The organism is Pseudomonas sp. IPO3778 (assembly GCF_013386825.1).
GTDB lineage: Bacteria > Pseudomonadota > Gammaproteobacteria > Pseudomonadales > Pseudomonadaceae > Aquipseudomonas.
This window is the reverse complement of record NZ_JACARC010000051.1, coordinates 90,171-112,336: the sequence shown is the minus strand read 5'-3', so window position 1 is coordinate 112,336 and position 22,166 is coordinate 90,171. Positions and strand designations below refer to the sequence as shown.

At 56.3% G+C, this 22,166-nt stretch carries 24 protein-coding genes and 1 pseudogene; 17 read left to right on the top strand and 8 right to left on the bottom strand.

Going from position 1 to position 22,166, the window contains the following annotated elements; translation table 11 throughout:
* Window positions 1-606 precede the first annotated feature (606 nt).
* A complete protein-coding gene (locus tag HX855_RS26195) occupies window positions 607-1,710 on the bottom strand; it encodes a hypothetical protein (RefSeq protein WP_177089701.1) in 1,104 nt (367 codons plus the stop codon).
* Window positions 1,711-2,160: 450 nt separating this feature from the next.
* Between HX855_RS26195 and HX855_RS26190 the strand changes: the two genes are divergently transcribed.
* From HX855_RS26190 to HX855_RS26170, 5 genes are all read left to right on the top strand, one after another.
* Window positions 2,161-2,385 (top strand): hypothetical protein, encoded by a 225-nt coding sequence (locus HX855_RS26190; protein ID WP_177089702.1) that lies wholly within the window; start codon window positions 2,161-2,163, stop codon window positions 2,383-2,385.
* A gap of 8 nt (window positions 2,386-2,393) precedes the next feature.
* Window positions 2,394-3,449, top strand: coding sequence for an LPO_1073/Vpar_1526 family protein (locus tag HX855_RS26185; protein ID WP_177089703.1), 1,056 nt, complete (start codon window positions 2,394-2,396; stop codon window positions 3,447-3,449).
* 1,184 nt (window positions 3,450-4,633) lie between these two features.
* Complete coding sequence (locus HX855_RS26180; RefSeq protein WP_177089704.1) at window positions 4,634-4,972, top strand: hypothetical protein; 339 nt, start codon at window positions 4,634-4,636, stop codon at window positions 4,970-4,972.
* A 26-nt stretch (window positions 4,973-4,998) separates the two neighbouring features.
* On the top strand, window positions 4,999-5,685 hold the full coding sequence (locus tag HX855_RS26175; RefSeq protein WP_177089705.1) for an SOS response-associated peptidase family protein: 687 nt from the start codon (window positions 4,999-5,001) through the stop codon (window positions 5,683-5,685).
* A gap of 53 nt (window positions 5,686-5,738) precedes the next feature.
* Entirely contained in the window at window positions 5,739-6,107 is a 369-nt protein-coding gene (locus tag HX855_RS26170) for a DUF2513 domain-containing protein (protein WP_177089706.1), read from the top strand.
* A 15-nt stretch (window positions 6,108-6,122) separates the two neighbouring features.
* Here HX855_RS26170 and HX855_RS26165 read toward each other — a convergent pair whose 3' ends face one another.
* Window positions 6,123-7,010, bottom strand: coding sequence for a DNA adenine methylase (locus HX855_RS26165; protein ID WP_256353091.1), 888 nt, complete (start codon window positions 7,008-7,010; stop codon window positions 6,123-6,125).
* Window positions 7,011-7,091: 81 nt separating this feature from the next.
* Between HX855_RS26165 and HX855_RS33515 the strand changes: the two are divergent.
* The 8 genes and pseudogenes from HX855_RS33515 to HX855_RS26130 all read left to right on the top strand — a co-directional run.
* Window positions 7,092-7,277 (top strand): annotated as a pseudogene (locus HX855_RS33515) (phage tail assembly protein); the annotation flags it as partial.
* Between the two features lie 8 nt (window positions 7,278-7,285).
* Window positions 7,286-7,405 carry a GpE family phage tail protein gene (locus HX855_RS26160; protein WP_177089707.1) on the top strand — a complete coding sequence of 40 codons (120 nt, stop codon included), beginning with the start codon at window positions 7,286-7,288 and terminating at the stop codon, window positions 7,403-7,405.
* Window positions 7,395-8,651, top strand: a complete 1,257-nt coding sequence (locus HX855_RS33510; RefSeq protein WP_256353092.1) for a hypothetical protein — start codon at window positions 7,395-7,397, stop codon at window positions 8,649-8,651. The genes HX855_RS26160 and HX855_RS33510 overlap by 11 nt, the downstream gene beginning before the upstream one ends.
* A gap of 71 nt (window positions 8,652-8,722) precedes the next feature.
* A complete protein-coding gene (locus HX855_RS26150; protein WP_177089708.1) occupies window positions 8,723-8,968 on the top strand; it encodes a hypothetical protein in 246 nt (81 codons plus the stop codon).
* 11 nt (window positions 8,969-8,979) lie between these two features.
* Window positions 8,980-11,778, top strand: coding sequence for a toprim domain-containing protein (locus HX855_RS26145; RefSeq protein ID WP_218176007.1), 2,799 nt, complete (start codon window positions 8,980-8,982; stop codon window positions 11,776-11,778).
* Window positions 11,779-11,827: 49 nt separating this feature from the next.
* Window positions 11,828-12,139 (top strand): hypothetical protein, encoded by a 312-nt coding sequence (locus HX855_RS26140; protein ID WP_177089710.1) that lies wholly within the window; start codon window positions 11,828-11,830, stop codon window positions 12,137-12,139.
* Window positions 12,140-12,197: 58 nt separating this feature from the next.
* Window positions 12,198-12,461 (top strand): hypothetical protein, encoded by a 264-nt coding sequence (locus tag HX855_RS26135; protein WP_177089711.1) that lies wholly within the window; start codon window positions 12,198-12,200, stop codon window positions 12,459-12,461.
* Window positions 12,462-12,748: 287 nt separating this feature from the next.
* Window positions 12,749-13,024 (top strand): pyocin activator PrtN family protein, encoded by a 276-nt coding sequence (locus HX855_RS26130; RefSeq protein WP_177089712.1) that lies wholly within the window; start codon window positions 12,749-12,751, stop codon window positions 13,022-13,024.
* Here the strand turns inward: HX855_RS26130 and HX855_RS26125 are convergent.
* Window positions 12,999-14,150, bottom strand: coding sequence for a site-specific integrase (locus HX855_RS26125; protein ID WP_177089713.1), 1,152 nt, complete (start codon window positions 14,148-14,150; stop codon window positions 12,999-13,001). The genes HX855_RS26130 and HX855_RS26125 overlap by 26 nt on opposite strands.
* 103 nt (window positions 14,151-14,253) lie before the next feature.
* Between HX855_RS26125 and dusA the strand changes: the two genes are divergently transcribed.
* Entirely contained in the window at window positions 14,254-15,264 is a 1,011-nt protein-coding gene (gene dusA / locus HX855_RS26120) for a tRNA dihydrouridine(20/20a) synthase DusA (protein ID WP_177089714.1), read from the top strand.
* A 317-nt stretch (window positions 15,265-15,581) separates the two neighbouring features.
* A complete protein-coding gene (tal, locus tag HX855_RS26115; RefSeq protein ID WP_088424487.1) occupies window positions 15,582-16,508 on the top strand; it encodes a transaldolase in 927 nt (308 codons plus the stop codon).
* 148 nt (window positions 16,509-16,656) lie between these two features.
* On the opposite strand, the gene rssC is transcribed toward tal, so the two are convergent.
* From rssC to HX855_RS26100, 3 genes are all read right to left on the bottom strand, one after another.
* Entirely contained in the window at window positions 16,657-17,139 is a 483-nt protein-coding gene (gene rssC, locus HX855_RS26110; RefSeq protein ID WP_068587814.1) for an anti-sigma factor antagonist RssC, read from the bottom strand.
* A complete protein-coding gene (rssB, locus tag HX855_RS26105; protein WP_177089715.1) occupies window positions 17,139-18,320 on the bottom strand; it encodes a two-component system response regulator RssB in 1,182 nt (393 codons plus the stop codon). Before rssB ends, rssC begins: the two co-directional genes overlap by 1 nt.
* Before the next feature lie 346 nt (window positions 18,321-18,666).
* A complete protein-coding gene (locus HX855_RS26100) occupies window positions 18,667-19,356 on the bottom strand; it encodes a VacJ family lipoprotein (RefSeq protein WP_177089716.1) in 690 nt (229 codons plus the stop codon).
* A gap of 196 nt (window positions 19,357-19,552) precedes the next feature.
* On the opposite strand from HX855_RS26100, the gene HX855_RS26095 reads away from it, so the two are divergent.
* Both HX855_RS26095 and HX855_RS26090 read left to right on the top strand, forming a co-directional pair.
* Window positions 19,553-20,164, top strand: a complete 612-nt coding sequence (locus HX855_RS26095) for an HAD family phosphatase (RefSeq protein WP_177089717.1) — start codon at window positions 19,553-19,555, stop codon at window positions 20,162-20,164.
* A 110-nt stretch (window positions 20,165-20,274) separates the two neighbouring features.
* Window positions 20,275-20,541, top strand: coding sequence for a DUF4404 family protein (locus tag HX855_RS26090; protein WP_177089718.1), 267 nt, complete (start codon window positions 20,275-20,277; stop codon window positions 20,539-20,541).
* Window positions 20,542-20,667: 126 nt separating this feature from the next.
* Here HX855_RS26090 and queF read toward each other — a convergent pair whose 3' ends face one another.
* Window positions 20,668-21,498, bottom strand: a complete 831-nt coding sequence (gene queF, locus HX855_RS26085) for an NADPH-dependent 7-cyano-7-deazaguanine reductase QueF (protein WP_177089719.1) — start codon at window positions 21,496-21,498, stop codon at window positions 20,668-20,670.
* A 57-nt stretch (window positions 21,499-21,555) separates the two neighbouring features.
* Window positions 21,556-22,080 carry a plastocyanin/azurin family copper-binding protein gene (locus HX855_RS26080; RefSeq protein WP_177089720.1) on the bottom strand — a complete coding sequence of 175 codons (525 nt, stop codon included), beginning with the start codon at window positions 22,078-22,080 and terminating at the stop codon, window positions 21,556-21,558.
* Window positions 22,081-22,166: the final 86 nt, after the last annotated feature.

The following is a 22,166-nucleotide window of genomic DNA, read 5'->3' as shown; positions in this document are numbered from 1 at the left end:
CAAAAAATCTGACAGTCCCTTTGAGGCGACAGGCGGATTCGGCGTGACTTTGAACATGGCGAAGCTCCTTAACTATTCAGGAACTGCCAATCTCACTTCCACATGAGGGTGGCAGCTGTACGCAGGTGTGGAAGACCAGGGCTAAGGACCCGGCGCACCGAAGTGCCCCGCGCACAGCCGCCAAAACACATGATACAGGCGTAAAAAAACGCCGGTAGGTGTTTATAGGCGATTGCGTCTTAGCTGGTACGGACTTCCACATCCGGCCGCTGGGTTTCCAGCGGTTTGAGGAGGTTAGCGATGCGAGGTCTGAGGGGCAAGCTGAGATAAGCGTGGGAAATTTCTCAAGGAATACTGGAGAGTCCCATGGTCTGCCCCCGCATCATCACCATGAAAGACGTCGTACAGATCCTCCAGTTTGTTCCGCTGATTGCGAAGAACTGCAGCAAAATCGAGCGAGTTATCCGCCGTGACATAAATGTCGCTGCTATCGGGCAAAGGGCAGCTTACATACTGCACCCTCCAAGTGCACCGATTGGTTGATCCTCTGCCCGAGCAGTTTCTCACCAAGGAAGAAATTAATTGGACGGGGTTATTTGACCCTAATCATTTCCACTCAAGGTCTGAGCTATCGAATTCGAAGACCCTGCTGCCTTCTTGGTAAAAATCGGCCTCGATGTAGATTTTTTCGGACTTCCGAGCTTGGGCAACGAACGACGACGCACTGCTGATGAAAAGTAAATTGGAGCTGTGGTCATCAGGCTCGCTGGCTGACATGCGCAGAGCATTGCCCTTAGAAAATCTGACGCGCACATCGCAGTCATCGTATCCACAAACAAACTGACCTTTCTCGATAGCTACATACACCGACGTGCCCCACCGTGGATGCTTACGGATAGTGAGTGTGGCTCTTTGCACGCCGCTGTACGGAAATTTGAAATCCACGGTATTCAACGACGAAACGTACGCCCGCCGCACTGGTTTTCCGGACATATTGTCCTCACCATCAGAGTAGTTCCAGGTTAACCCCATGCTTCGCCGAAGAGCCTTTTCTGCTGCAGCTCGTTCTCGGGCTTCCGCTTCTCTAGTCTGCTGAGTAGCGAGCCTCGAGAATTTATCAGCATTGGCCTCGTAGGTCTGGTCGATAGCGGCTAGTTGGGCGTAGGTGCCTGCAAGACTTTTGTAATCGCCCTGCTGGATGCTCGCAATGGACGCGAGGAGAGTCGATTTCTTTTGCTGCTTTTCAAGCTCAGCCTTTTGCCCCGCGATCTTCGATAGCGCTTGGTCAATCTCAAAGCTGCCAGCATCACTGTACTTAGAGCCCAAGGCAGTGGCCCCGGCGTAATCCTGCTTGTCGGTCAAGACATTCATCTCCGCTAGGATTGCATCTTTGTTAGCGGAAACGTAATCGCGCTTTTCCTTCAAGGCCTGCTCCACCTTTTTCTGGCTGGCTAACGCTTGCTGAGCAGATCGTTCGGCGCGATCAGCATCCAAAGCCTTGTTGCTCGTGTAGAAGAAAAGACCAAAGCAAACCAAGGCAACGACAGCACGGCCACCTGGTGTGATGGTGATATTGGTTTTATCTTTGATCAGTCTGTTGATCTTAGGTACGAACATGCCGGCTGCGAGAAGCATGATCAAACCAGACTGGAAGCTGGTGAAGATAGCTCCCAGGGCAAAAATTAAGAAAACCGCAAACAGCAGCCACATCGCAAACGATCCGAAAAACCCGACAACCCTTGAGTCTGCCACTGCTATCGCTCCCTGATAAAGTGTCAAGTAACATATGTAATAGCACTGTGCTAGTCAACGCAATACCAACAACTGACCTACCGGCTAATCACTATTAAGTACCTCCAAGATAGAGCTCTAAGGATCACTCCCAACCCATTGCTGATAAACCGATCACCCTTGGCATTCTCCATGCCAGATCCCAATACCCTCAGACACAGCACCACAGCAAGACCTGCCCCGCCGCTTCTCCGTGGCCCCCATGATGGATTGGACCTACCTTAGGCCTAGCCTTTATAAATAAAGGCTTGTAGAGATCCATTTGTTCCCGCGTACCAATTTTGTACCATCATCCGGAGATCTTTCTTGCCATTATCCTAAGCCCCTCTAGAATCCAGGGCTCGATTGATAAAAAACTGGACTCCTTCTATGCGCTTAGCTCTCAGACTCGTGCTTTTCGCAGCTTTCGTCGCCTGTTTAGTCTGGGCAATTATGAAGCCTGACTTTGACTCAGTGACTGCTGTCATTGTGTCGCTTGGTAGCTTGCTAGCAGCGTTCATCACGGAAAAGAAAGCAGAGGCTAACCAATCGCAAAAGGTTGGTGCGAATTCGAAAGCCATTCAAGCTGGCCGTGACGTGAATATCAGCAAATGAGGCCCGGCATGTTTGGCGACAATCAAGAGCAGAATGTAGGAACCGGTGCAGTCGCCGTCCAAGCGGGAAATGACGTCCATATTACCCAAAACGGTCTTTCCTATTCTGAAGTGCGCGATGTAGCGCTCGATGTTTTTCGAGCAAATTTCTTTCAATTGGCTGGACCGGCCATGGAGACTGCAAAAGCTCGTGCGGAAGAAATCACGGAAGACTTTCTAAAGAAACTCCAGCAGGAAAATCCTGACGGTTTCGGCAAGGGCCAGGATCCGGACTTTCAGCATGCACTTTTTACGGTGCAACGCGAATACGCGAGAAACGGCGATAAAGATCTTGGAGACCTCTTGATAGATCTGCTGGTAGATAGAAGCAAGGAAGAACAGAGAGACATTGTTCAAATCGTACTAAATGAATCTTTGTCGACGGCACCAAAGCTTACCGACTCCCATTTAGCCGTGCTGGCGATCATCTTTTTATTTGGATACACACAAAACCAAGGGATAGGTAATCATGCAATGCTTGGTGAGTACTTCGACAAATATGTACTACCTTTCTCGACAAAACTAATCAAAAATCCTGCCTGCTATCAACATTTACAATTTACAGGCTGTGGCACGCCAAGGATGAACGCCCTTACACTTGAAGGTATACTTGCCTCAACCTATTCAGGACTATTCTTAAAGGGATTTGATAAAAGCGAGATTGAAAACAAGCAAATTTCAATCGGACTCGACACCAATCTATTCATGATCTGCCTAAATGATAGTGAAAAAATACAAGTACGCGCAAACAATCTAGAAGTGCTCGATGAAAGATTCAAAGCGAACGGTATAAACGAAGATGACCAAGTAAAAATACGTGAGATATTTCAAATGGGGAAAATGAGTCATGATGAAATACGAGAGAAATGTGTATCGATCAGACCATATATGGCGCCTGTATTTGAACTATGGACAGAATCCCAAATGAACTCGTTCTCGCTAACAAGCGTCGGAATGGCTATTGGTCACGCCAACATAAAACGATTAACAGGTGAATTTGCGAGTCTTTCTATTTGGATTAACTAACGACTGGAGGAACTGGCGACAGGGCTACATTTTCTCGCTGCCCCTACTCATTGCTCATTGCCAGTGCTTCATGCCTTAGAGCCGAACCAGCTCTCCGCATCACTTCTGTACAACTCGCCTCCTCAGATCACCCTCGCTTAGAACTAAACCTATGCGCCTCGTCAGGCTGTAATGCTGATCGTCAGTCCAGTCGTCCAATCCCTGCAACCGACAACATTTCAGACTATGCAGGTGAGAGAGTGTGCAAGTGAATGGGAGAAGGCTGAGGAGTGCGCAATCCTGCAAGCAGCTTCAGTAGATGCCTCGGCCTATGTGCATTCAGATTTTTCATGTTGACCCACGGGAAACAGGTTAGGAGGGTTAGTTTTTTTCTGGATGCTCTGAAAGCCTTGTGTGGTGCAGGTTTGCGAAGGATTGGCAAAGTTAGCTTCTGGTTAGCAATGGTAATTACCTAACCTCTATTGATGTTAAATATTCATTATTTTTATTCCTTTAAAAACAAATAGTTATACATTCCTAACTTTTTACCTAACCCAACCTAACCTATCAAAGTTAGCTCTCAAGCCCAGCAAATACGGGCCTTCCAGCTAAATACGTGCCACTCAAAAAAACCTAACCCTTTTCCCGAGGCACCAACTGAATTCGCAGTCCATGCGCGCTTGTGAGCTTTGTAAAAACCATCCACCTTCGCAGGGTTCTGCAGGCTTTTAATCTCCCTACAGCGCTGAGCAAAGCACCAGCCTGAGCCGCCGGGAGTGGTCCGCAGGGACGCAGAAAAAACGACCCATTTAGCCCGCAGGCGAGGTGGGGGGACGACGGCGCGCGCCGGGTGATGAAGCACGCCAATGCCCCTATGTAGCACGTCAATGCCCCACTTGTGGCACGCCAACTCCCCACTCCGGCAGCTGCGAGCGTGGTACCGCCCTGGCTGCGACCGCTCAGCAGGCCGAGCGCCGCTGAAAGACCCGTATTTATTGGCCCACGCGGCCCCCTTACGCTTGCTGTGACAGACAGCAATGCTACGATTGATTGGGTTTTTTCGTACCGCGGAACGGCAAAATTTCATCTATCCCATCTGACGTTTTCCGACAAAAAACCTTTTCCCTCTTACAGCTCGTCGCCTCAAATCGCGTCATGGTCAAACCTCAATTACTGTATGCGTATACAGTACTGGATTCGCACGCATGAACAATGACGACGACACCTTCGGATGGCTTGGCCTTCCTACTCCATTGGAAATGTACCGACAGCACTGCCGCCTACTGGAGAACGAGATCCAGGAACTGAACGCGCAGCTACGCAAAGCGCGGGCGGATGTTTTCGGTATCAGCCAGATGCTGTTGGACGCCCAGGCAAAGAATGCAGAGTTTGCTGGCTACCTTCGTCAGAAGGGTGGTGAAGCGGCTGAGATGCGGCAGCAGATCTCAAAGCTGACAACGTCAGACAACTTGAGCAGGCAAAAAGCAGATGGTTTGCAACAGATCATCAACGAAATGAGGTTTGGACCGATCACGATTGTCTAAGATCAAATCGAGAGAGGGCCTTGACCATGTGCGGAAGACTGTCGCAGTACAGAGGAATCCACGACTTTGTTGCGGCACTGAGCATGCCCAATGCCTTGGCAAACTCGGTGGGTGATCAGCCGATCGAGCGATACAACGTAGCCCCAACCACCCAAGTGGCATTACTGCACCTGCAGGGTGACCTGCTGCACGCTGATGCGGTTCGGTGGGGATGGAGGCCGCACTGGGCGAAAGACCGTGCCGCGCCCATCAATGCACGCGTCGAGAAAGTCGCCCACGGGCCATTCTTCCGGGCGATCTGGCCGCACCGGGCGATCACGCCTATCGACAACTGGTTCGAGTGGGTAGATGAAGGTGGGCCAAAGAAACAGCCTTATCTGATCCGTAGGCGGGACGGCGCGCCGATCTTGTGCGCGGCCATCGGCCAACTACCGGACGCCGTTGCAGGCCCAGGCGAGCATGACGGCTTTGTGATCATCACCGCTGACAGTGCCGGCGGCATGGTGGACATTCACGACCGGAGGCCCGTGGTTCTGGCGCCTGACCTTGCCCGGGAATGGCTTGATCCGGCAACGCCAAAAGAGCGTGCCGAGCAGATGGTGTTGCACCAGGGCGAGCCGGCCGAGGCCTTTGAATGGTTCAAGGTCGACATAGCAGTTGGCAACGTACGAAACAAGGGACCAAACCTAATCCATAAGATTGAAGTAGTATAGATTCGGATTTGGTGTCATCCAGACGCTTAAACAGTAAATGGAGCTTGCTTTAAATGAAAAGAGATATGGAGTTAGTGAGGAAACTTCTATTTTTCTTCGAGTCGAAATCTGAACCAGAGTATGCAAAGACAATCGAGATAGACGGCTATAGCGAGTTGCTTATTCGATATCACTGCGCACTTATGTACGATGCTGGCCTGCTGTTTGCTGAACCTGTGAAGTCAAGCACCTCAGACAGAGTAATTTACGTACTGCCATTTGAGCTGAGTTGGGCCGGCCACGAGTTTTTGGACGGTATAAGATCTGACTCAACATGGAATAAGATCAAAGACCATGCAATGACCAATGGGCTAGCACTATCATTCATGATAATTAGTGAGTCAGCCAAGACATATGTTTTAAAAAAACTAAGCCTTGGCTGACACTAATATATCAAATCAAAAAAGCCCTCCCAGCGCCGAGGGTTCCCAGTTCATTATCACTAATTCTCCGCTGACCTCGGCTTTCCCCTGCCGCTGATTGGTAGTGCTGTACCGAATATCCACTGTTTCAAAGTGAAACCCGTCAAACACGCGTCGGATATCGGGGTGATCGTTAATACTGACCATCACCTTGCCCTTGCACCGCCGCATGAAGTCGGAAATCCGCTCGTAGTTTTCAAAGGGGAAGTCCACGCCATAGCCAGCGGTCTGCCAGTAAGGCGGGTCCATGTAATGGAAGGTGTGCGGCCGGTCGTAGCGCTCAGCACATTCCAGCCAGCCCAGGTTCTCAACATAGGTGCCAGACAGCCGCTGCCAAGCTGCTGACAGGTTCTCCTCGATCCGCAGCAGGTTAATGGCTGGGCCAGTTGTTGCGGTACCGAAGGTCTGTCCACTGACCTTGCCGGCGAAAGCATGGTGCTGCAGGTAGAAAAACCGCGCAGCCCGCTGAATGTCGGTGAGCGTTTCCGGCCTGGTCATCTTCTGCCATTCGAACACCTGGCGGGAGCTGAGCGCCCACTTGAACTGCCGCACGAACTCCTCAAGGTGGTTCTGCACAACTCGGTACAACGTCACCAGGTCGCCGTTGATGTCGTTGAGAACTTCAACCGGCGCAGCCTGGGGCCGCATGAAGTAAAGCGCGGCGCCGCCGGCAAAAACCTCGACGTAGCATTCATGGGGTGGAAACAGCGGAATAAGACGATCTGCCAGGCGACGCTTGCCGCCCAGCCACTCTGGCAGGCCGTAGATCTCCTGGTTGATATCGGCCTCGCGCAAGTGGCAGATCGAACCAGGGGCAAACTCGTGCTCATCCTTCCAGCCACGCACCTGGTAATAGGTCTCCATGTCCACACCCCGGCGCATGTACTTGGCCAGTGGAGGCAGCAGCCCCATGGTGTTGCGGAGGATGTTGTTGCGCTTTTCCAGGTAGCCGACCTGCTCAACCTAGACGTCGCAAGCCTGATCAAGGTCCTCCCGCGCATCAGCACGCCCACGATCACCGCTCAGGAAGCTGCTGCGATGGACCCCGCAGACCTGGTCGCGATCGGAAGCAAGGTCATTAGTTTTTTGTTGCAGAAGTCGGCGAAAACGGAAGCCTCCCTCGATATGTAGAGGACGCCATGGCTGACCTGGCGGTGGTTTTTCACTGGGCACCAGTCGACATGGACCAGTTGGGCTTGCAAGAACTGATGGACTGGCGCGAACGGGCGCGGATTCGGAGTAACGTTGATGGCGAATGACTTAAAACTGCGCGTATTGCTAGACGCCATCGACAAAGCCAGCGGCCCGTTGAAGAAAATCTCCGGGGGCAGCACGGAAGCTGCCCGCGCCCTCAAAACCGCCCGGGACCGCTTGAAGGAACTCAATTCCCAGCAAAAGGACGTCAGTGCCTGGCGTGCGCAACGCAGCGCGGCCGACGAAACCAAGCAATCCCTGGATGCTGCCCGCGAGCGAGTTAAGGCCCTCAGCCAACAGTTCGCAGGGACCGGCGTACCAACCAAGGCCATGACCAGGGACTTTCGCGCAGCAGTACGCGAAGCCCAGCGCCTGAAGCAAGAGCACCAGCAGCAGGGTGTACAACTGCAAGGGCTACGCACGAAGCTTTATGACGCAGGTACCCTCGCCAAAATGAAATTCGCCAACCACGCAATGTACGGCGAGGAAGAAGGCTCCGAGAACGAGCGCAAGTTCATGGACATGCTCAAGGTGATCGAGTTGCGCGGCGGCCTGGCCAGCAAAGAGGCATTCATCAATCAAGCCGACATTGTGCAGCGCATCCTTACCGCCACCGGTGGTCGCGTTGGTCCGAATGAATGGCTGAATGTGATCAAGACCGGTGGCGTCGCGGCCAAAGGCATCAAGGACGATGCGTTTTATTACCAGTTGGAACCGCTGGTGCAGGAAATGGGTGGGCACCGTGTAGGTACAGCCATGATGAGCGCCTACTCCAACGTCTACCAAGGCAAGACCACCAAACGCGCTGCCAACAACATGGAAAAGCTGGGGCTTGTTGACCCGTCAAAGGTCAAACATGACAAGGCCGGACAGATTGCATTTCTTGATGTCGGAGCGATCAAAGGCAGCGAACTTTTCCGGGAAAACCAGTTTGAGTGGATGGAAAAAGTCTTACTGCCACAGCTTGCCGCCAAAGGGATCAAAGACAAAAACCAGGTGTTGGATTCCATCGGGAGCATCTTCTCCAACCGCACCGCGTCCAACTTGTTCGCACAAATGTACCTGCAGCGCGACCAGATCCACAAAAATGCCCGGTTGAATGCCGGAGCTGACGGCATCGACCAGCTCTACGACAAAGGCATGAACACCGCCCAGGGCAGCGAGTTGGAGTTACTTGCCCAAAGGGCCAATGCCTACCGCGAAATGAGCCAAGCAATCCTGCCGACCTACGTTGAAGCGCTGAAAAGCATCACCGAAGCGATCAAAAACGTACCCACACGCCTGCTGCTGACTCGCAACCTCCCGCACTAACCCGAAACCAATCCCTGATGGATGCCCGCACCGCGTGGGTAGGGGGAATTTGCAACTTACTGGTGGCCGAAATGAGCAAAATCACCATAAAACTGGAGCTGGACGAACAGCAGGCGCAGCAATACCTGCTGTGGTTGACCAGACAGTACGAAGTCACGATGGCTGATATTTGGTACTCCGATCGCTACCGAAACGTACCGAGCGGACAGCGGGCACCGAAGGTGCTTGAGGACTTGCCCTATCTGGCAGGCATCTGCAAGACGCGCACCGAGCTGAAAAAGCAGCTCGTTGCGGCTGTTGCGGAGCATGTGCAGTGAATCGTCAGCCCATGGAGCACAAGATCCGCGCTGACGTACTGCAGCGCTTGGAGTCTGACTACAGCCTTCAGCACATGGCCGGCACGCACTACATGCGCAAGGGCACCTGCCCGCAGTGCAACCAGAAACGCCTTTTTTCGCGCCACGATGAGCCTTGGTTCATACGCTGTGGCCGCGAGGAAAAATGCCGGTACATGGCTCCGACCAAAGAGCTATACCCAGACCTTTTCGACGACTGGAGCAAGCGTGCACCGGCCACCAGCGAGCAGCCATCCGCCAGCGCCAAAGCGTATCTGTCGTTTGCCCGGGGTTTCCGCGTAGAGCTGATCGAAGGCTGGTACACCCAGGAAAGCTACTTCGATCGAGACCTGAATATTGGCTCCGCAACCGTCCGCTTTCCCCTGGAACACGGCGGGTATTGGGAGCGTTTGATTGATCAGCCGTCCCGCTTCGGCAAGAAGAAAGCCCGCTTCCAACCCCTCAAGAGCTACAGGGGGCACTGGTGGTGCCCACCGTGTCTGGACCTGCTGGAAGTGAATGAGCTGTGGATCGTTGAAGGCATTTTCGATGCCATCGCGCTCATTCAAAACGGTATCTCGGCAGTTGCTGCCCTGTCGTCCAACGCATTTCCAGAGGAGTCGTTAAAGGCGCTCATCACCGCTCGCGGCGGTAAAACACCCAAGTTGGTGTGGGCCTTGGACAACGAGCCAGGCGCTCACAAGTACACCCGTACCTGGGTAAAGCGTTCCCGCGAACTCGGCTTTACCTGCGACGCCGCCCAGGTATCGCAACCGGATGCACGCAAGGTCGACTGGAACGATCTGCATCAGCGCTGGGCATTCATTGACGATGAGAAAGCCCGTGCAGAGCGCATCGAAAAGGACCTGAAGGAAGCCCGCCACCATGGCGCCCTGCTGATCGCAGAGAACGCCAGCGATAAGGCGATGCTCATGTACCAGTGGCGGGAGCGGGAGGAGTTTCACTTCTGTTTCGACTCTCGCCTGTATTGGTGGAAGTTGGACCTCGCGAAGTACAACAGCGCCAAGCAGGCATTGGAAAAAAGCGATGACCAGGAAGCCCAAACGCTCTCCGAAAAACAGCTTCGGGAGAAAGCGTTGAGCGTGGCCGGCTGCGTCGTTGAAATCGCCAACTGCTATCCAAAAGCCCTCTATTTCCAGCGTAACGAGATTACTGACGAGTCCTGGTACTTCTTCCGCGTCGACTTTCCCCACGACGGTGGCTCAGTGAAAAACACCTTCACCGGTGGCCAGGTCGCCGCCGCCAGCGAATTCAAAAAAAGACTTCTCGGCATGGGTGCCGGGGCCGTGTTCACCGGCAGTGGGCAACAGTTGGACAAACTCATGAAAGACCAGCTTTTCGGCATCAAAACAGTACAGACCATCGACTACGTGGGGTACAGCAAGGAATACCACTGCTACGTGTTCAACGACGTCGCAGTCCGCGAAGGCCAGGTCATCCACATCAACGAGGAGGAGTTCTTTGAGATGGGCAAGCTCAAGCTCAAAACCCTGCAAAAAGGTGTGAAGATCGATCTGGAGAAGGACAGCAAAACATACGACCAGCAGTGGCTGGGCCTGCTGTGGCAGTGCTTCGGCGCCCAGGGCATCGTGGCGCTGACCTTCTGGTTTGGTTCACTGTTCGCCGAACAGATCCGCGGGCGGTACCAATCGTTTCCTTTCCTTGAAGCCACAGGCGAAGCCGGCGCCGGCAAGACCACTCTGCTCACCTTGCTCTGGAAACTGGCGGGCCGGGACGGTTACGAAGGCTTCGACCCATCCAAATCTACAAAGGCTGGCCGCAGCCGGCTTATGGGTCAGGTGTCCGGCATGCCCATTGTGCTTCTGGAGTCGGACCGCAGCGGCGACGACAAGGCACAGGCCAAGACCTTCGAATGGGACGAACTCAAGGATTACTACGGGGGCGGAACGCTCGCGACCAAGGGCGTTAAAACCGCCGGCAACGAAACCTACGAGCCCCCTTTTCGCGGCACGATTGCCATCAGCCAGAACGCCCCCGTAGTGGCGTCTGAAGCGATCATGACTCGGATTGTGAAACTGCACTTTGTGCGCCCGAACGTAACTCCCGAGAGCCGTACGGCGGCAGATCGGCTCAACGCGCTGGAGGGCTCAACGCTCAGCAACTTTGTGCTGCAGGCCGTGCGCAAAGAGCTGGAAGTGCTGGAGCTGTTCGCCCAGCGCGTACCTGGCTACGAGGCGAAGTTGCGCAACCTGCATTCGCATTGCTACGCCTGTGAGGCCCCGTTTCTGGATGAGCAAACCGATTGTCAGCACTGCGGCAACAAGCTGCGCGGATACATCCGCGTCGAGCGGATAAATAAGAACCACGCCCAACTGCTCGCCCTCCTCGACTGTCTATGCATGGTCGTGCCACTGACCGAGCCACAGATCAGCCACACCCGCACGCAGATCATTCGCATGGCGATCGAGCGCCAGTCTTCAATCAGCTCCGACCACCCGGTGGTGGCTGAATTCTGGGAGGTATACGAATACCTGGAAGGCCTCGACGCCGATGGCCCGGTGGTTAACCACAGCAAGAAAGACAACATCATCGCAATCAACCTAAACGACTTTGTGAAGTGCGCGGCCGAGCATCGCCAGAAGATTGCCGACGTCAGCGAGCTGCGCGAGCGCCTAAAAGATTCACGCTCGAGGAAGTTACTCGACACCAACAAAGCGACGGATAGCGCGGTCCGTGCCCACCAGGCAAAGACCAGCAACGCGGTCATCACCAAACAACCCATCGTGAAGTGCTGGCACTTCCAGGCCTGACGAACCATCCGCAGACGCTGCAACGCCTGCCACCCAAAGGAGAAGCACCATGCACGTACAAGTCATCACTGGTGATGGTCCACAGGGCGAAACCAACCGCCTTCGGCACCGGAAAGAGCTGAACGCCTGGTTTAACGAGTCCGGGAAAATTGTTCACGCCGAAGCCTACGACCCAGCCGGGCTGGTCGCGATCCTGGAGGTTCGTGCGGCAACTGAAAGAGAGTTCCTCGTGCTGGAGTGCAGCCGGGAGCAGATCCAGGCAGTCCTGGAGTGGCAGTCGGAAACGGATGAATTTGTAGAGTTTGAAAACCTGCTGCTGCACCTGGTGCGGAAGCAAAACCCAACCGGCGAAAGCCAGTAAGAAGGTGGTGCCGAGGGGCTGCAACCCCTCGACACCGACCACCCAAAGGAGAAGCACCATGCAAGTGAATCAACCCAAAGGCGGCACCGGTGAGGCTACCACAACCCCGTTGGCAATCGGCGACATGGTCACCTATGTCGAAATGAGCGGCGGTGGCCGGGAATACCGTCTCACCGCTCCTAAAGGCGTGCTTATTGGGATAGATGGCAACGTCGCCACCTTGCGCGCTGCAAACGGTCGCAGCATCACCCAACCTCTCGACAAGCTGACGCCCGAAGGCCAGCCCAATGCGCTCACACGCATACTCATGGGAGGGCAATGATCATGGCTCAGCAGGAGGTTGGCGTATGACCGTATTTCTTCTGCTTTACCTGTGCGCGGATGCGACACGAACGGATTGCCAAGTGGTGAGGGCTGAAAGCTGGAGCGGGCCCCACGCATACGAGCGATGCACCAATGTTGTACCGGGCCTCACCGCCGCCCTGAGCGCGCCGAATCGGGGAAGACACCGGTTTGTTTGCGAGGTCCAGGATGACGGAGCACAACCTGCAGAACTCACGGTCCAGGCAAGGTTCACTCATCAATCGTTTCGGATGTAAGGGGAACATCATGAACACAGCGTTTATCCTGATGGCCCAATACGAAGGCCAGGCGATTATCTCGCTGGAGCTGGTTTGCCGGGATTACTTCACGCACCTGACGCCAGACATGTTCCAGCGTAAGGTGATGAGTGGTCAGATCAAGTTGCCGATCACTCGCCTGGAACCGAGCCAGAAGTCGGCGAAGGGTGTCCACCTCACCGACCTGGCAGCCTACCTCGATCTACAACGCGCGGCCGCGGTTAAAGAGCACAACCAGCTCAACGGGATAAAACACGCCGTTTGAGCCGCTTCTCTGATGCGGCGCCCAGTTGGACGGGCGCCCTCAGTATTTTTTCGTGCCATTCCCAGCCCACGTAGCGATCACCTTTGCCACGTAGGTGGGTGTAGCGCCTCATTGAATTCCAATCCCGGTGGCCAGACACACTTGCCACACGCGGGATATCCCAATCCATTTCGAACAGTCGGCTGACGCCCTCATGGCGAAGGTCATGAAAGTGCAGATCCACAATTTCCAGGAACTTACAGGCTCTCGCCCAGGACGTGGAAATTGACTCAGGGCTGTAGGGGAATATGTCGTCGCCGGCCTTCGGCATTGACTGGAGGATCTGCCACGCTTCGTCCGGCAGATAACACCAAACATCGTTGCCGATCTTCTGCCCGGGGTTTTTCATGTCACGCACCAGCACTCGCTGGCCTGGCTCGTCGACGTCCGCCCACTGGATACGGGTTATTTCATCCAATCGGCGCGTGGAGAACAGGGCAAAGCCCACGACTTTCAGCATATTAATGACGGTTGGCCGCCGCCCCTGCATGGACTGGAAGTGCGCCAGCACCTTTCCCAACTCGTCCAAAGTCGGCCGGCGCTCCCGCTCACGGCTTTTGAGGTTATAGCCCAACTTGCGAAGCACCCGGCGGGCGCCCCCCATGGCTAGCGGGTCGACCTGGTAGCCCCAGGCATCTTTGGCGATCGCCAGAACAGCGCCGAGGTGCGCCAGGTCGTTGCCAGCGGTTTGTGGCTGAACCCCGCCACCTTCTCCGCTCATTCGCCAGAGGGCGAAGTCGACGAGGCATTGGGTTGTGACGTCGGTATCGCTGAGCTTTCCGATATCCATCCTGCCAATGGCCTCAAGTGTGGCCTTCTTGGTTTTGCCCAAGGGCCGAGCCTTTTCCACTTCCACCAGGTACTGGTCGATCATTTCTTTGACGGTGACGCCCTGCCGGCTCGCACGCTCGATCGCTCCAGGCTGATCCAGCTCCGATTCACGCTTGCGCGTCCATGCCTGGGCAGCCTGTTTTCGGGCGAATGTCTGGCTCTCTTGGTAGACTTGCACTCCGTCGCGTTTGATGCGGATTTGAGCCGTGTAGCTCACAGTCCCATCCGCCAGTTTTCTTGCCCTGATAGTCGCCATATCGAAAGTGGTACGCGTCAGTTTTGAAGTGGTACATCGTACCACCGAGCCCTCAAAAACGCCTGAAAACGCCCTAAAACACGCCAAGAACACGTTGAGTAAAATGCTAGATAAACAGAGCTTTAGCCCAGCAGAATCAAGCCCCGCGCTGTCTCGGCGCTTTAGCGTTGCACCCATGATGGACTGGACAGACAGACACTGCCGCTTCTTCCTGCGCCTGCTGTCCAAAAACGCCCTCCTCTACACCGAGATGGTGACCACCGGCGCAATCCTCCACGGCGATCACGAACGCTTCCTGCGCCACAACGAGGCCGAGCACCCGCTTGCGTTGCAGCTGGGTGGCAGCGTCCCCGCCGACCTGGCCGCCTGCGCCCGTATGGCCCAGGACGCCGGCTACGACGAGGTGAACCTCAACGTCGGCTGCCCCAGCGACCGGGTGCAGAACAATATGATCGGCGCCTGCCTCATGGCGCACCCGGCCTTGGTGGCGGATTGCGTGAAGGCGATGCAGGACGCGGTGTCGATCCCCGTGACGGTGAAGCACCGCATCGGTATCAATGGCCGGGACAGTTACGCCGAGCTGTGCGATTTCGTCGGACAGGTGAAGGACGCGGGCTGCACCAGTTTCACGGTGCATGCGCGAATCGCCATCCTGGAAGGTCTGTCACCGAAGGAGAATCGGGACATCCCGCCACTGCGCTATGACGTGGCGGCGCAGTTGAAGCAGGATTTCCCGGAGCTTGAGATCATTCTCAACGGCGGGATCAAGACGCTGGAGCAGTGCCAGGAGCATTTGCAGACGTTCGACGGTGTGATGCTGGGCCGTGAGGCTTATCATAATCCGTATGTGCTGGCCGAGGTAGATCAGCAGCTGTTTGGCAGCACTGCGCCGGCGATCACCCGGGCCGAGGCGCTGGCGCAGTTGCGTCCTTATATAGCCGAGCATCTGGCAACAGGTGGGTCGATGCACCACATCACACGCCATGTTCTGGGGCTGGGGACGGGTTTCCCGGGGGCTCGGAAGTTTCGGCAGTTGTTGTCGGTGGATATTCATAAGGCCAGTGATCCGCTGGCGTTGCTGGATAAGGCGGGGGAGTTGTTGGAGGGGCGGTGAGTTGGGTGTCAGTGGGTTTATTTGGAGGCTGACACGACGCCTTCGCGAGCAAGCCCGCTCCCACATTTTGGGTGGGGGGGTGTCAGGAGGATTGGGGCGTCATCGCAGGCAGGCCAGGTCCCAGCGTTTGATCGGAGTGGTCATCGGGCAGTCGGGTTGAACCTGCCGGCTGTTTTGGCCTCCTATTCAGCAGTGGCCGGTGTTTCAAACGGCTGTTTTCAGGTTGTTGCCCTCGCAAACGATCGAATGCATTTGCGCCCTTGAGCGGCTGTCAGCGCTCGGGTAATGTCATCAGACCCATAGGACAGAGCACGCCCATGACTTCCAAGCTGGAACAACTCAAACAAATCACCACGGTCGTTGCCGATACCGGCGACTTTGAAGCTATCGCTCGCGTCAAGCCGGTGGACGCCACCACGAACCCTTCGCTGCTGCTCAAGGCCGCATCGATCCCGGCTTATGCCAAGCTGCTGGATGAGTGCGTTGCCGACTGCAACGGCGATGTAGGCCTGGCCAGCGACCGTTTCGCGGTCGCCGTCGGCCAGGAAATCCTGAAAGTGGTGCCCGGCCGCATTTCCACTGAAGTGGATGCCCGCCTGTCGTTCGACACCGACGCCGTACTCAAGCGCGCGCACCGTCTGATCGACCTGTACGAAAAGGCCGGCATTGGCCGCGACCGCGTGCTGATCAAGATCGCCTCCACCTGGGAAGGCATCCGCGCCGCCGAACAGTTGGAAAAGGAAGGCATCCAGACCAACCTGACCCTGCTGTTCTCCTTCGCCCAGGCCGTGGCTTGCGCTGAAGCCGGCGTGTTCCTGATTTCGCCGTTCGTGGGCCGCATCTACGACTGGTACAAGAAGGCCAACGGCAACGACTACACCGGTTCCGATGATCCGGGCGTGCAGTCGGTGACGCGCATCTACAACTACTACAAGGCCAATGGCTACAAGACCGTGGTGATGGGTGCGAGTTTCCGCAACCTGAGCCAGATCGAAGAGTTGGCCGGTTGCGACCGCCTGACCATCAGCCCGGACTTGCTGGAAAAACTGGCCGCCGACAACGGCAAGCTGGAACGCAAGCTGGCGCCGGGCCATGCAGGTGAAGCGCGTGTGCACTTGACCGAAGCGCAGTTCCGTTGGGAGTCCAACGAAGATGCAATGGCCACCGAGAAGCTGGCCGAGGGCATTCGTCAGTTCGCCCGCGACCAGGAAAAACTCGAAGCGCTGTTGACCGCCAAGCTCTAAAAACGGCGGCGACAAAAAGGGCGGCACCTGTAAGGGTGCCGCCCTTTTTTTGTATTAGCCGATTTCGAGCCGAACTCAGTCAAAAATGTGGGAGGGGGCTTGCNNGAGCAAGCCCCCTCCCACACTTTGACAGTGTTTCAGCTGGAAATCAGTGGCGCTCTAGCGCATTCACCAGGTCGTGGAACGCCTCACGGTTGGAGTCGTTCAAGCCCATCAGGATCTTGTGGGCTTCCAGCACCTTGATCCTTACCACTTCCTCGGACTGGTCCTGGGACGGCAGGTCGGTCAGGCATTCCGGGCACGGGATCGGGCGGTCAACAATGTTGAACACTTGATCAAAGCCCATGGACTGCAACAGACGGGTGATGTCTTCGTGGGTGGTGACGACGGTCGGCAGCAGTCCGACCTTCTGCCGAGACAGAATGGACAACTTGGCCAACAGCCCAAGGGTGGTGCTATCGATGCTGCGGGTTTCGGTCAGATCGATCACGATCGCCGAGAAATTCAAGGCTGTGAAAATCCGCTCAATCGTCGCATCCAGCGCCGAACACAAGGTCAGGCGCACTTCACCGACAAACTTCAGGACAAAAGTCCCGTCTTGCTCGGCGAATTGGATTCTTCCGGTACTCATCAAAGATTCCTGCTCAACACCAATAGGGCGATATCATCCGGCATCTCCCCTAGCGTGGCCAATCCAAAAACCTGCCGCAGGCCATCCAGGCTGCCGCCCGCCGACCTGACCCGTTGGGGTAAGGCGGCTTCTTTCTCTTTGAGTGTAGGCTCTGGCAAAAGGTCCAGGATACCGTCGGACATCAGCGTCAGGCTGAATGTCGGCGGCAGTTCCAGAATGTGGTCTTCGTAGGTGGCTTCATTGAACAAGCCCACTGGCAAACCACGCCCTTCCAGGTAGCGCACACTGTCTGGAGTGTATAAAACCGGCAATGGCAGGTGACCGCCAATGCTGTAGGTCAAAAGACCTGTTTCTTCATCAATCACGCCGCCGACCATCGTCACGTGCTTGCCCAGCTTACAGCTGATCAGGCCCCGGTTGATGTGGCCCAGCACTTGCGAAGGGGTGAACTCCGGCAAGGTACCATTGCGCTTGGATTCGAACAGCAGCCGTGTGGTCATGAACTTCAACAACACGGTCACGAATGCCGAGGAGGCGCCGTGGCCGGAAACGTCGGCCAGGTAGAACGCGACACGCCGCTCATCAACGCGGAAGTAGTCGACAAAATCGCCCGAGAGGTACAACGACGGGATGATCTGGTGGGCAAACTTGAACTCGTCGATGGTCCATGGACTCACCGGCAACATGTTCATCTGCACCTGGCGACCGGCGTTCTGGTCTTCCTGGAGCAGGTTCAGGCTCGCTTCGAGTTCGCGGTTGGCGGTTTCGAGCTTTTCACGGTAACGCTGGTTTTCCAGCAGCAACCGGGCACGATCCAGGGCGCGGCGCACCGAGTGCTCCAGCACCGCCAGGTCTTCCAGGGGCTTGATCAGGTAATCGGCAGCGCCCAGGCGTAAGGCCTCGACGGCATCGTTCATCACGCCGGCACCGGACACAACGATCACCGGCGTCTGCGGGGAAAGGTCGGTCACCTGGCGGATCAGCTCAAGGCCGCCCACCTGAGGCATGCGCAGGTCGCAGATAACCAGGTCGGGCTTGTCGCGCTCGAACACCTGGAGACCCTGGAGGCCGTTGCTGGCCTGCAGGACGCTGAAGCCACTGTCTTCCAAATAGGCCGCGAGACTCGCGCGCACTACTTCGTCGTCATCGATTATCAGCAGCGTGGCACTGGTTTTCTGCATGTGGGCAAACGGCGCCAGAATTAGGTTGGCGTAGGCAGCTCGACAATGGCCGGGCTCACTACTGGATTCGCTTTCTAGCCTCTCTGTCCTACAAAGCGCTGGGATATTACCCATGCACAAAGGTAAAGCAGAGGTGCCCTTCTAAGGCGCAGACGGTACTCCCATCCGCCAGGGGTTTCAAGCTCATGGCGATGGTCGCCGGGCGTCTTTACACCGTAAATCACCGGTGGTTATAAGAACGCCTGAAACGGCGACTTAAAGTAAGGACGTAACCCACGGATAAACCTCAAATCCCGCCCACGAAAAAGGCGACCCGAGGGCCGCCTTCTTCATTCAAGCCCGAGGCTTAAAAATCGTCTACAACCTTGCCATCCTTGACCTTGAACTCGCGGTTCTGCAGGTACGCATTGCGGATGAAGGTGTATTTGTCGCCGCTGATCAGCTTCTCGGAAGACAGCAGACTGGCACGTGTATCGACGATATTCAGGCCGAAGGTGCTGTTGCGCCAGCCGATATCGTTCATGTAGCGGTAAGGCTGGGTGTAGCTGTCCACGTACTTCGACGGCGCGTCACGCAGGGTGCTTGGGCCCAGCAGTGGCAACATCACGTAAGGACCGCTGCCGACGCCCCAGTGGCCGAGGGTCTGGCCGAAGTCTTCGTCGTTGCGTTGCAGCCCCATTTTGGTGCTGACATCAATGAAGCCCAACACGCCAAACGTGGTGTTCAACAGCAGGCGGGCAGTGTCGACACCCGCGGCGTGCGGCTTGAGTTGCAACACGTCGTTGGCAAAGTTGCCGACGTCGCCGATGTTGCGGAAGAAGTTGTGAACGCCGTCTTGCACAAATTGCGGGGTCACGAACTGATAGCCTTGGGCCAAAGGCTTAAGGGCGTAGGTATCAACGGTGTCGTTGAAGGTGAAGATCGGGCGGTTGACGCTTTCCCATGGATCGTCTTCCGAGGCCGCCTGGGCCGCGAAAGGAACCAGCAATACGCTGGCACATACGGATAGCTGAGCTAGACATTGGCTCCAGCGCATAGCTTGAACTCCTTGAATGGTCTGTCATGGGCGCTATGCCCTGAATGAGGCCGTCAGTATATGACGGAAGTGTCGGATTAGGCAGCCTTGCAGAAATGTCATTCAGGTAAATGCACAAAATTCCTACAATTACAGCCGGTGTAACTTGCCTGTCATCCGAGCCCTATAGCGTCAATGCTATTTCAGGGACGTCGAAATGCCACACGCCGAAATTGTTATTGCCAGCGCCCCGTCCTTGACGGCCGTACTGTTCGGGCTGAGTGGCTGCCTGGTGGATTTTGGTTCCCAGGCCCGCGCCGATTCCGCCCCGTCAACCGACCCCCATGCCACCGTCGGCGCCCTGAAGATCCTGCGCAGCCTCGAAGAACAGCGCGTACCTTGCGCCTGGCTGGACGAGTTACCCCTTTCGGTTTCTACCCCCCTGGCCAAAGGGCTGCCGCGCTGGATCAAGGCCGCCAAGCCCTCCACCACCCGCTGGCCCGCGCCCCACGCCTGCTGGCAGGCGTTGATGGACCTGAATATCGAACGCCTGGAAGGCTGCGTCCTGGTCAGCGGTGAACCACGCCTGCTGCAATCAGGCCTCAACGCCGGCCTGTGGACCATCGGCCTGGCCTCCTGCGGCTCACTGTGCGGGCTTTCCCCCACGCAGTGGCAAGCCCTCAGCGAACAGGAGCGCGAGCACAAACGCGCCAAGGCGACGGTTGCACTGTACGGACTGGGCGTGCACTCGGTGATTGATCACCTCGGCGAATTGCACACCTGCCTGGCAGACATCAGCCTGCGCCAGCTCAAAGGCGAGAAGCCCTGATCGAGATCATGCACAGTCGGCGCCAGTGGATTAATCTACAGGTCAGCCCGTAGACCTTTCACGGCGCGCCGCGGTCTATGCCAGTGCCTATCGATAAAAGGAAGAACGCCATGCCTGCCCGCGAACAACTGCAAGAACAGGTCAAATCATTGCGCGAGCAATTGGATCAGAACCCGCTGATGCTTCCCGAAAAACGCGAAGAGCTGGAAACACTGATTGCCGAACTGGAAGTTCAGCAGCCGCTGGAAGGCGCCATTCAGGACCCGAGTATCGCCGACGGTGTGAACCTGGCGGTCGAACGCTTCGAACTGGACCACCCGGGCATCGCCGGAACCTTGCGCAACATTGTGGTGACCCTGGGTAACATCGGGATCTAAAAGCCGGACACCTCTCAAATGTGGGAGCGGGCTTGCTCGCGAAGGCGGTCCGTCAGCTGATACATAGGCTGGCTGATACACCGCTTTCGCGAGCAAGCCCGCTCCCACATTTGTTTTGGGTGAAGACTACTGACGCGCCAGACGCACGTTCTGGAACTGCACAGTTTCCGTACTGCGGTACGGGTTGATATCCAGCCCGCCCCGACGCACATACCGCGCATACACCGTCAATTTCTCCGGCTTGAGCAGACGCTGCAGGTCGAGAAAGATCCGCTCCACGCACTGCTCATGAAAGTCCGAGTGCTGGCGGAAGCTCACCAGGTATTCCAGCAGGCTGGCGTGATCCAGCGCCGCCCCCCGGTACTCCACCGCCACGCTGCCCCAGTCGGGCTGGCTGGTCACCGGGCAGTTGGACTTGAGCAGATGGCTGTGGACGCTCTCCTCCACCACACGGGATTCGTCGCAACGCAGCAGCTCCGGACGCGGGTGCTCGTAGTTGCTGACGGTAATGTCCAGGTCATCAATGCACACACCCGGCAACGCGACCACGCCTTCGGCTTCGACCTCACCCAGGCTGCGGATGCGCACGCCCACCGGCTTGCCGGCGGCAGCACTCAGGTCGGTGCGCAAGGTCGCTTCAAGGTCCTGCACATCGGCAAACGCCGTCTGGTTCAACGAATTGAGGTACAGCTTGAACGACTTGGACTCGATGATGTTCGGCGAGTCGGCCGCAATACTGAATTCACCGATGGCCACCACCGGCTTGCCGGATGGCAGCAGCCAGGACAGTTCGAAGCAGTTCCAGAAATCCACGCCCTTGTAGGGCAGGGTCTCGGCGCTCAGGCCCAGCTCGGCCCACTTGGCGGCGCGGGGAATCGGAAACAACAACGACGGGGTGTAGGTGGAGATGTATTCACTGGACTTGCCCAGCGGCGAATGTTCGGCTGCGGGATGCATGGCGGAAACCTGGCTAAATAAACGCCGCCATTCTACCCGCCTTTACCCATCAGTGGCTTACTGGCTGACCGTCAGCTTGCCCACCATACCCGCCTGGTAGTGCCCGGGAATGTTGCAGGCGAACTCCAAACCGGTGGCCTTGGCAAAGGTCCAGGTCAATTCAGCGGTCTTGCCCGGCTCTACCAGCACGCTGTTGGGGTCGTCGTGTTTCATGCCGCCCATGTCGCCATGGCCCATCGCACTGTGATCCATTTTGCCCATGCCGGTCGCCGTCAGCATGCCGCTGGCCTGCATTTGGAGCATTTCTTTCTGATGTGCCGCGTGCATGGCGGCGTCGCCCAGGTTGAACTCATGGAGCAACTGGCCTTTATTGACCAGCACAAAGCGCACGGTCTCACCGGCTTTCACATCGATAGCCTTGGGCGAAAAGGAAATGTCCTGCAGCACCACTTCCACGGTGCGGGTGGCCTTGGCAGCGGGCGCAGCCTCACCGAAGGCGAAGGTTTCAGCCGGGGACGCCAGCACAGGAAGGCTCAGCGCCATCAGGCAGCCAGCCAACAGCCAGGGTTTACGCAAAAACATGGTCACACTCCAAGGGTTCGGAATCAGTCTGTGGGACACTTTACGAACGCGCCGCTGCCAGCCAGCTGACGGCCAGATTACAACTT

Coding starts and splice junctions, on each gene's coding strand:
- HX855_RS26195 (WP_177089701.1), bottom strand. CDS start 1,710: ATGTGGCTGCTGTTTGCGGTTTTCTTAATTTTTGCCCTGGGAGCTATC.
- HX855_RS26190 (WP_177089702.1), top strand. CDS start 2,161: ATGCGCTTAGCTCTCAGACTCGTGCTTTTCGCAGCTTTCGTCGCCTGT.
- HX855_RS26185 (WP_177089703.1), top strand. CDS start 2,394: ATGTTTGGCGACAATCAAGAGCAGAATGTAGGAACCGGTGCAGTCGCC.
- HX855_RS26180 (WP_177089704.1), top strand. CDS start 4,634: ATGAACAATGACGACGACACCTTCGGATGGCTTGGCCTTCCTACTCCA.
- HX855_RS26175 (WP_177089705.1), top strand. CDS start 4,999: ATGTGCGGAAGACTGTCGCAGTACAGAGGAATCCACGACTTTGTTGCG.
- HX855_RS26170 (WP_177089706.1), top strand. CDS start 5,739: ATGAAAAGAGATATGGAGTTAGTGAGGAAACTTCTATTTTTCTTCGAG.
- HX855_RS26165 (WP_256353091.1), bottom strand. CDS start 7,010: ATGGAGACCTATTACCAGGTGCGTGGCTGGAAGGATGAGCACGAGTTT.
- HX855_RS26160 (WP_177089707.1), top strand. CDS start 7,286: ATGGCTGACCTGGCGGTGGTTTTTCACTGGGCACCAGTCGACATGGAC.
- HX855_RS33510 (WP_256353092.1), top strand. CDS start 7,395: ATGGCGAATGACTTAAAACTGCGCGTATTGCTAGACGCCATCGACAAA.
- HX855_RS26150 (WP_177089708.1), top strand. CDS start 8,723: ATGAGCAAAATCACCATAAAACTGGAGCTGGACGAACAGCAGGCGCAG.
- HX855_RS26145 (WP_218176007.1), top strand. CDS start 8,980: ATGGAGCACAAGATCCGCGCTGACGTACTGCAGCGCTTGGAGTCTGAC.
- HX855_RS26140 (WP_177089710.1), top strand. CDS start 11,828: ATGCACGTACAAGTCATCACTGGTGATGGTCCACAGGGCGAAACCAAC.
- HX855_RS26135 (WP_177089711.1), top strand. CDS start 12,198: ATGCAAGTGAATCAACCCAAAGGCGGCACCGGTGAGGCTACCACAACC.
- HX855_RS26130 (WP_177089712.1), top strand. CDS start 12,749: ATGAACACAGCGTTTATCCTGATGGCCCAATACGAAGGCCAGGCGATT.
- HX855_RS26125 (WP_177089713.1), bottom strand. CDS start 14,150: ATGGCGACTATCAGGGCAAGAAAACTGGCGGATGGGACTGTGAGCTAC.
- dusA (WP_177089714.1), top strand. CDS start 14,254: ATGCTAGATAAACAGAGCTTTAGCCCAGCAGAATCAAGCCCCGCGCTG.
- tal (WP_088424487.1), top strand. CDS start 15,582: ATGACTTCCAAGCTGGAACAACTCAAACAAATCACCACGGTCGTTGCC.
- rssC (WP_068587814.1), bottom strand. CDS start 17,139: ATGAGTACCGGAAGAATCCAATTCGCCGAGCAAGACGGGACTTTTGTC.
- rssB (WP_177089715.1), bottom strand. CDS start 18,320: ATGCAGAAAACCAGTGCCACGCTGCTGATAATCGATGACGACGAAGTA.
- HX855_RS26100 (WP_177089716.1), bottom strand. CDS start 19,356: ATGCGCTGGAGCCAATGTCTAGCTCAGCTATCCGTATGTGCCAGCGTA.
- HX855_RS26095 (WP_177089717.1), top strand. CDS start 19,553: ATGCCACACGCCGAAATTGTTATTGCCAGCGCCCCGTCCTTGACGGCC.
- HX855_RS26090 (WP_177089718.1), top strand. CDS start 20,275: ATGCCTGCCCGCGAACAACTGCAAGAACAGGTCAAATCATTGCGCGAG.
- queF (WP_177089719.1), bottom strand. CDS start 21,498: ATGCATCCCGCAGCCGAACATTCGCCGCTGGGCAAGTCCAGTGAATAC.
- HX855_RS26080 (WP_177089720.1), bottom strand. CDS start 22,080: ATGTTTTTGCGTAAACCCTGGCTGTTGGCTGGCTGCCTGATGGCGCTG.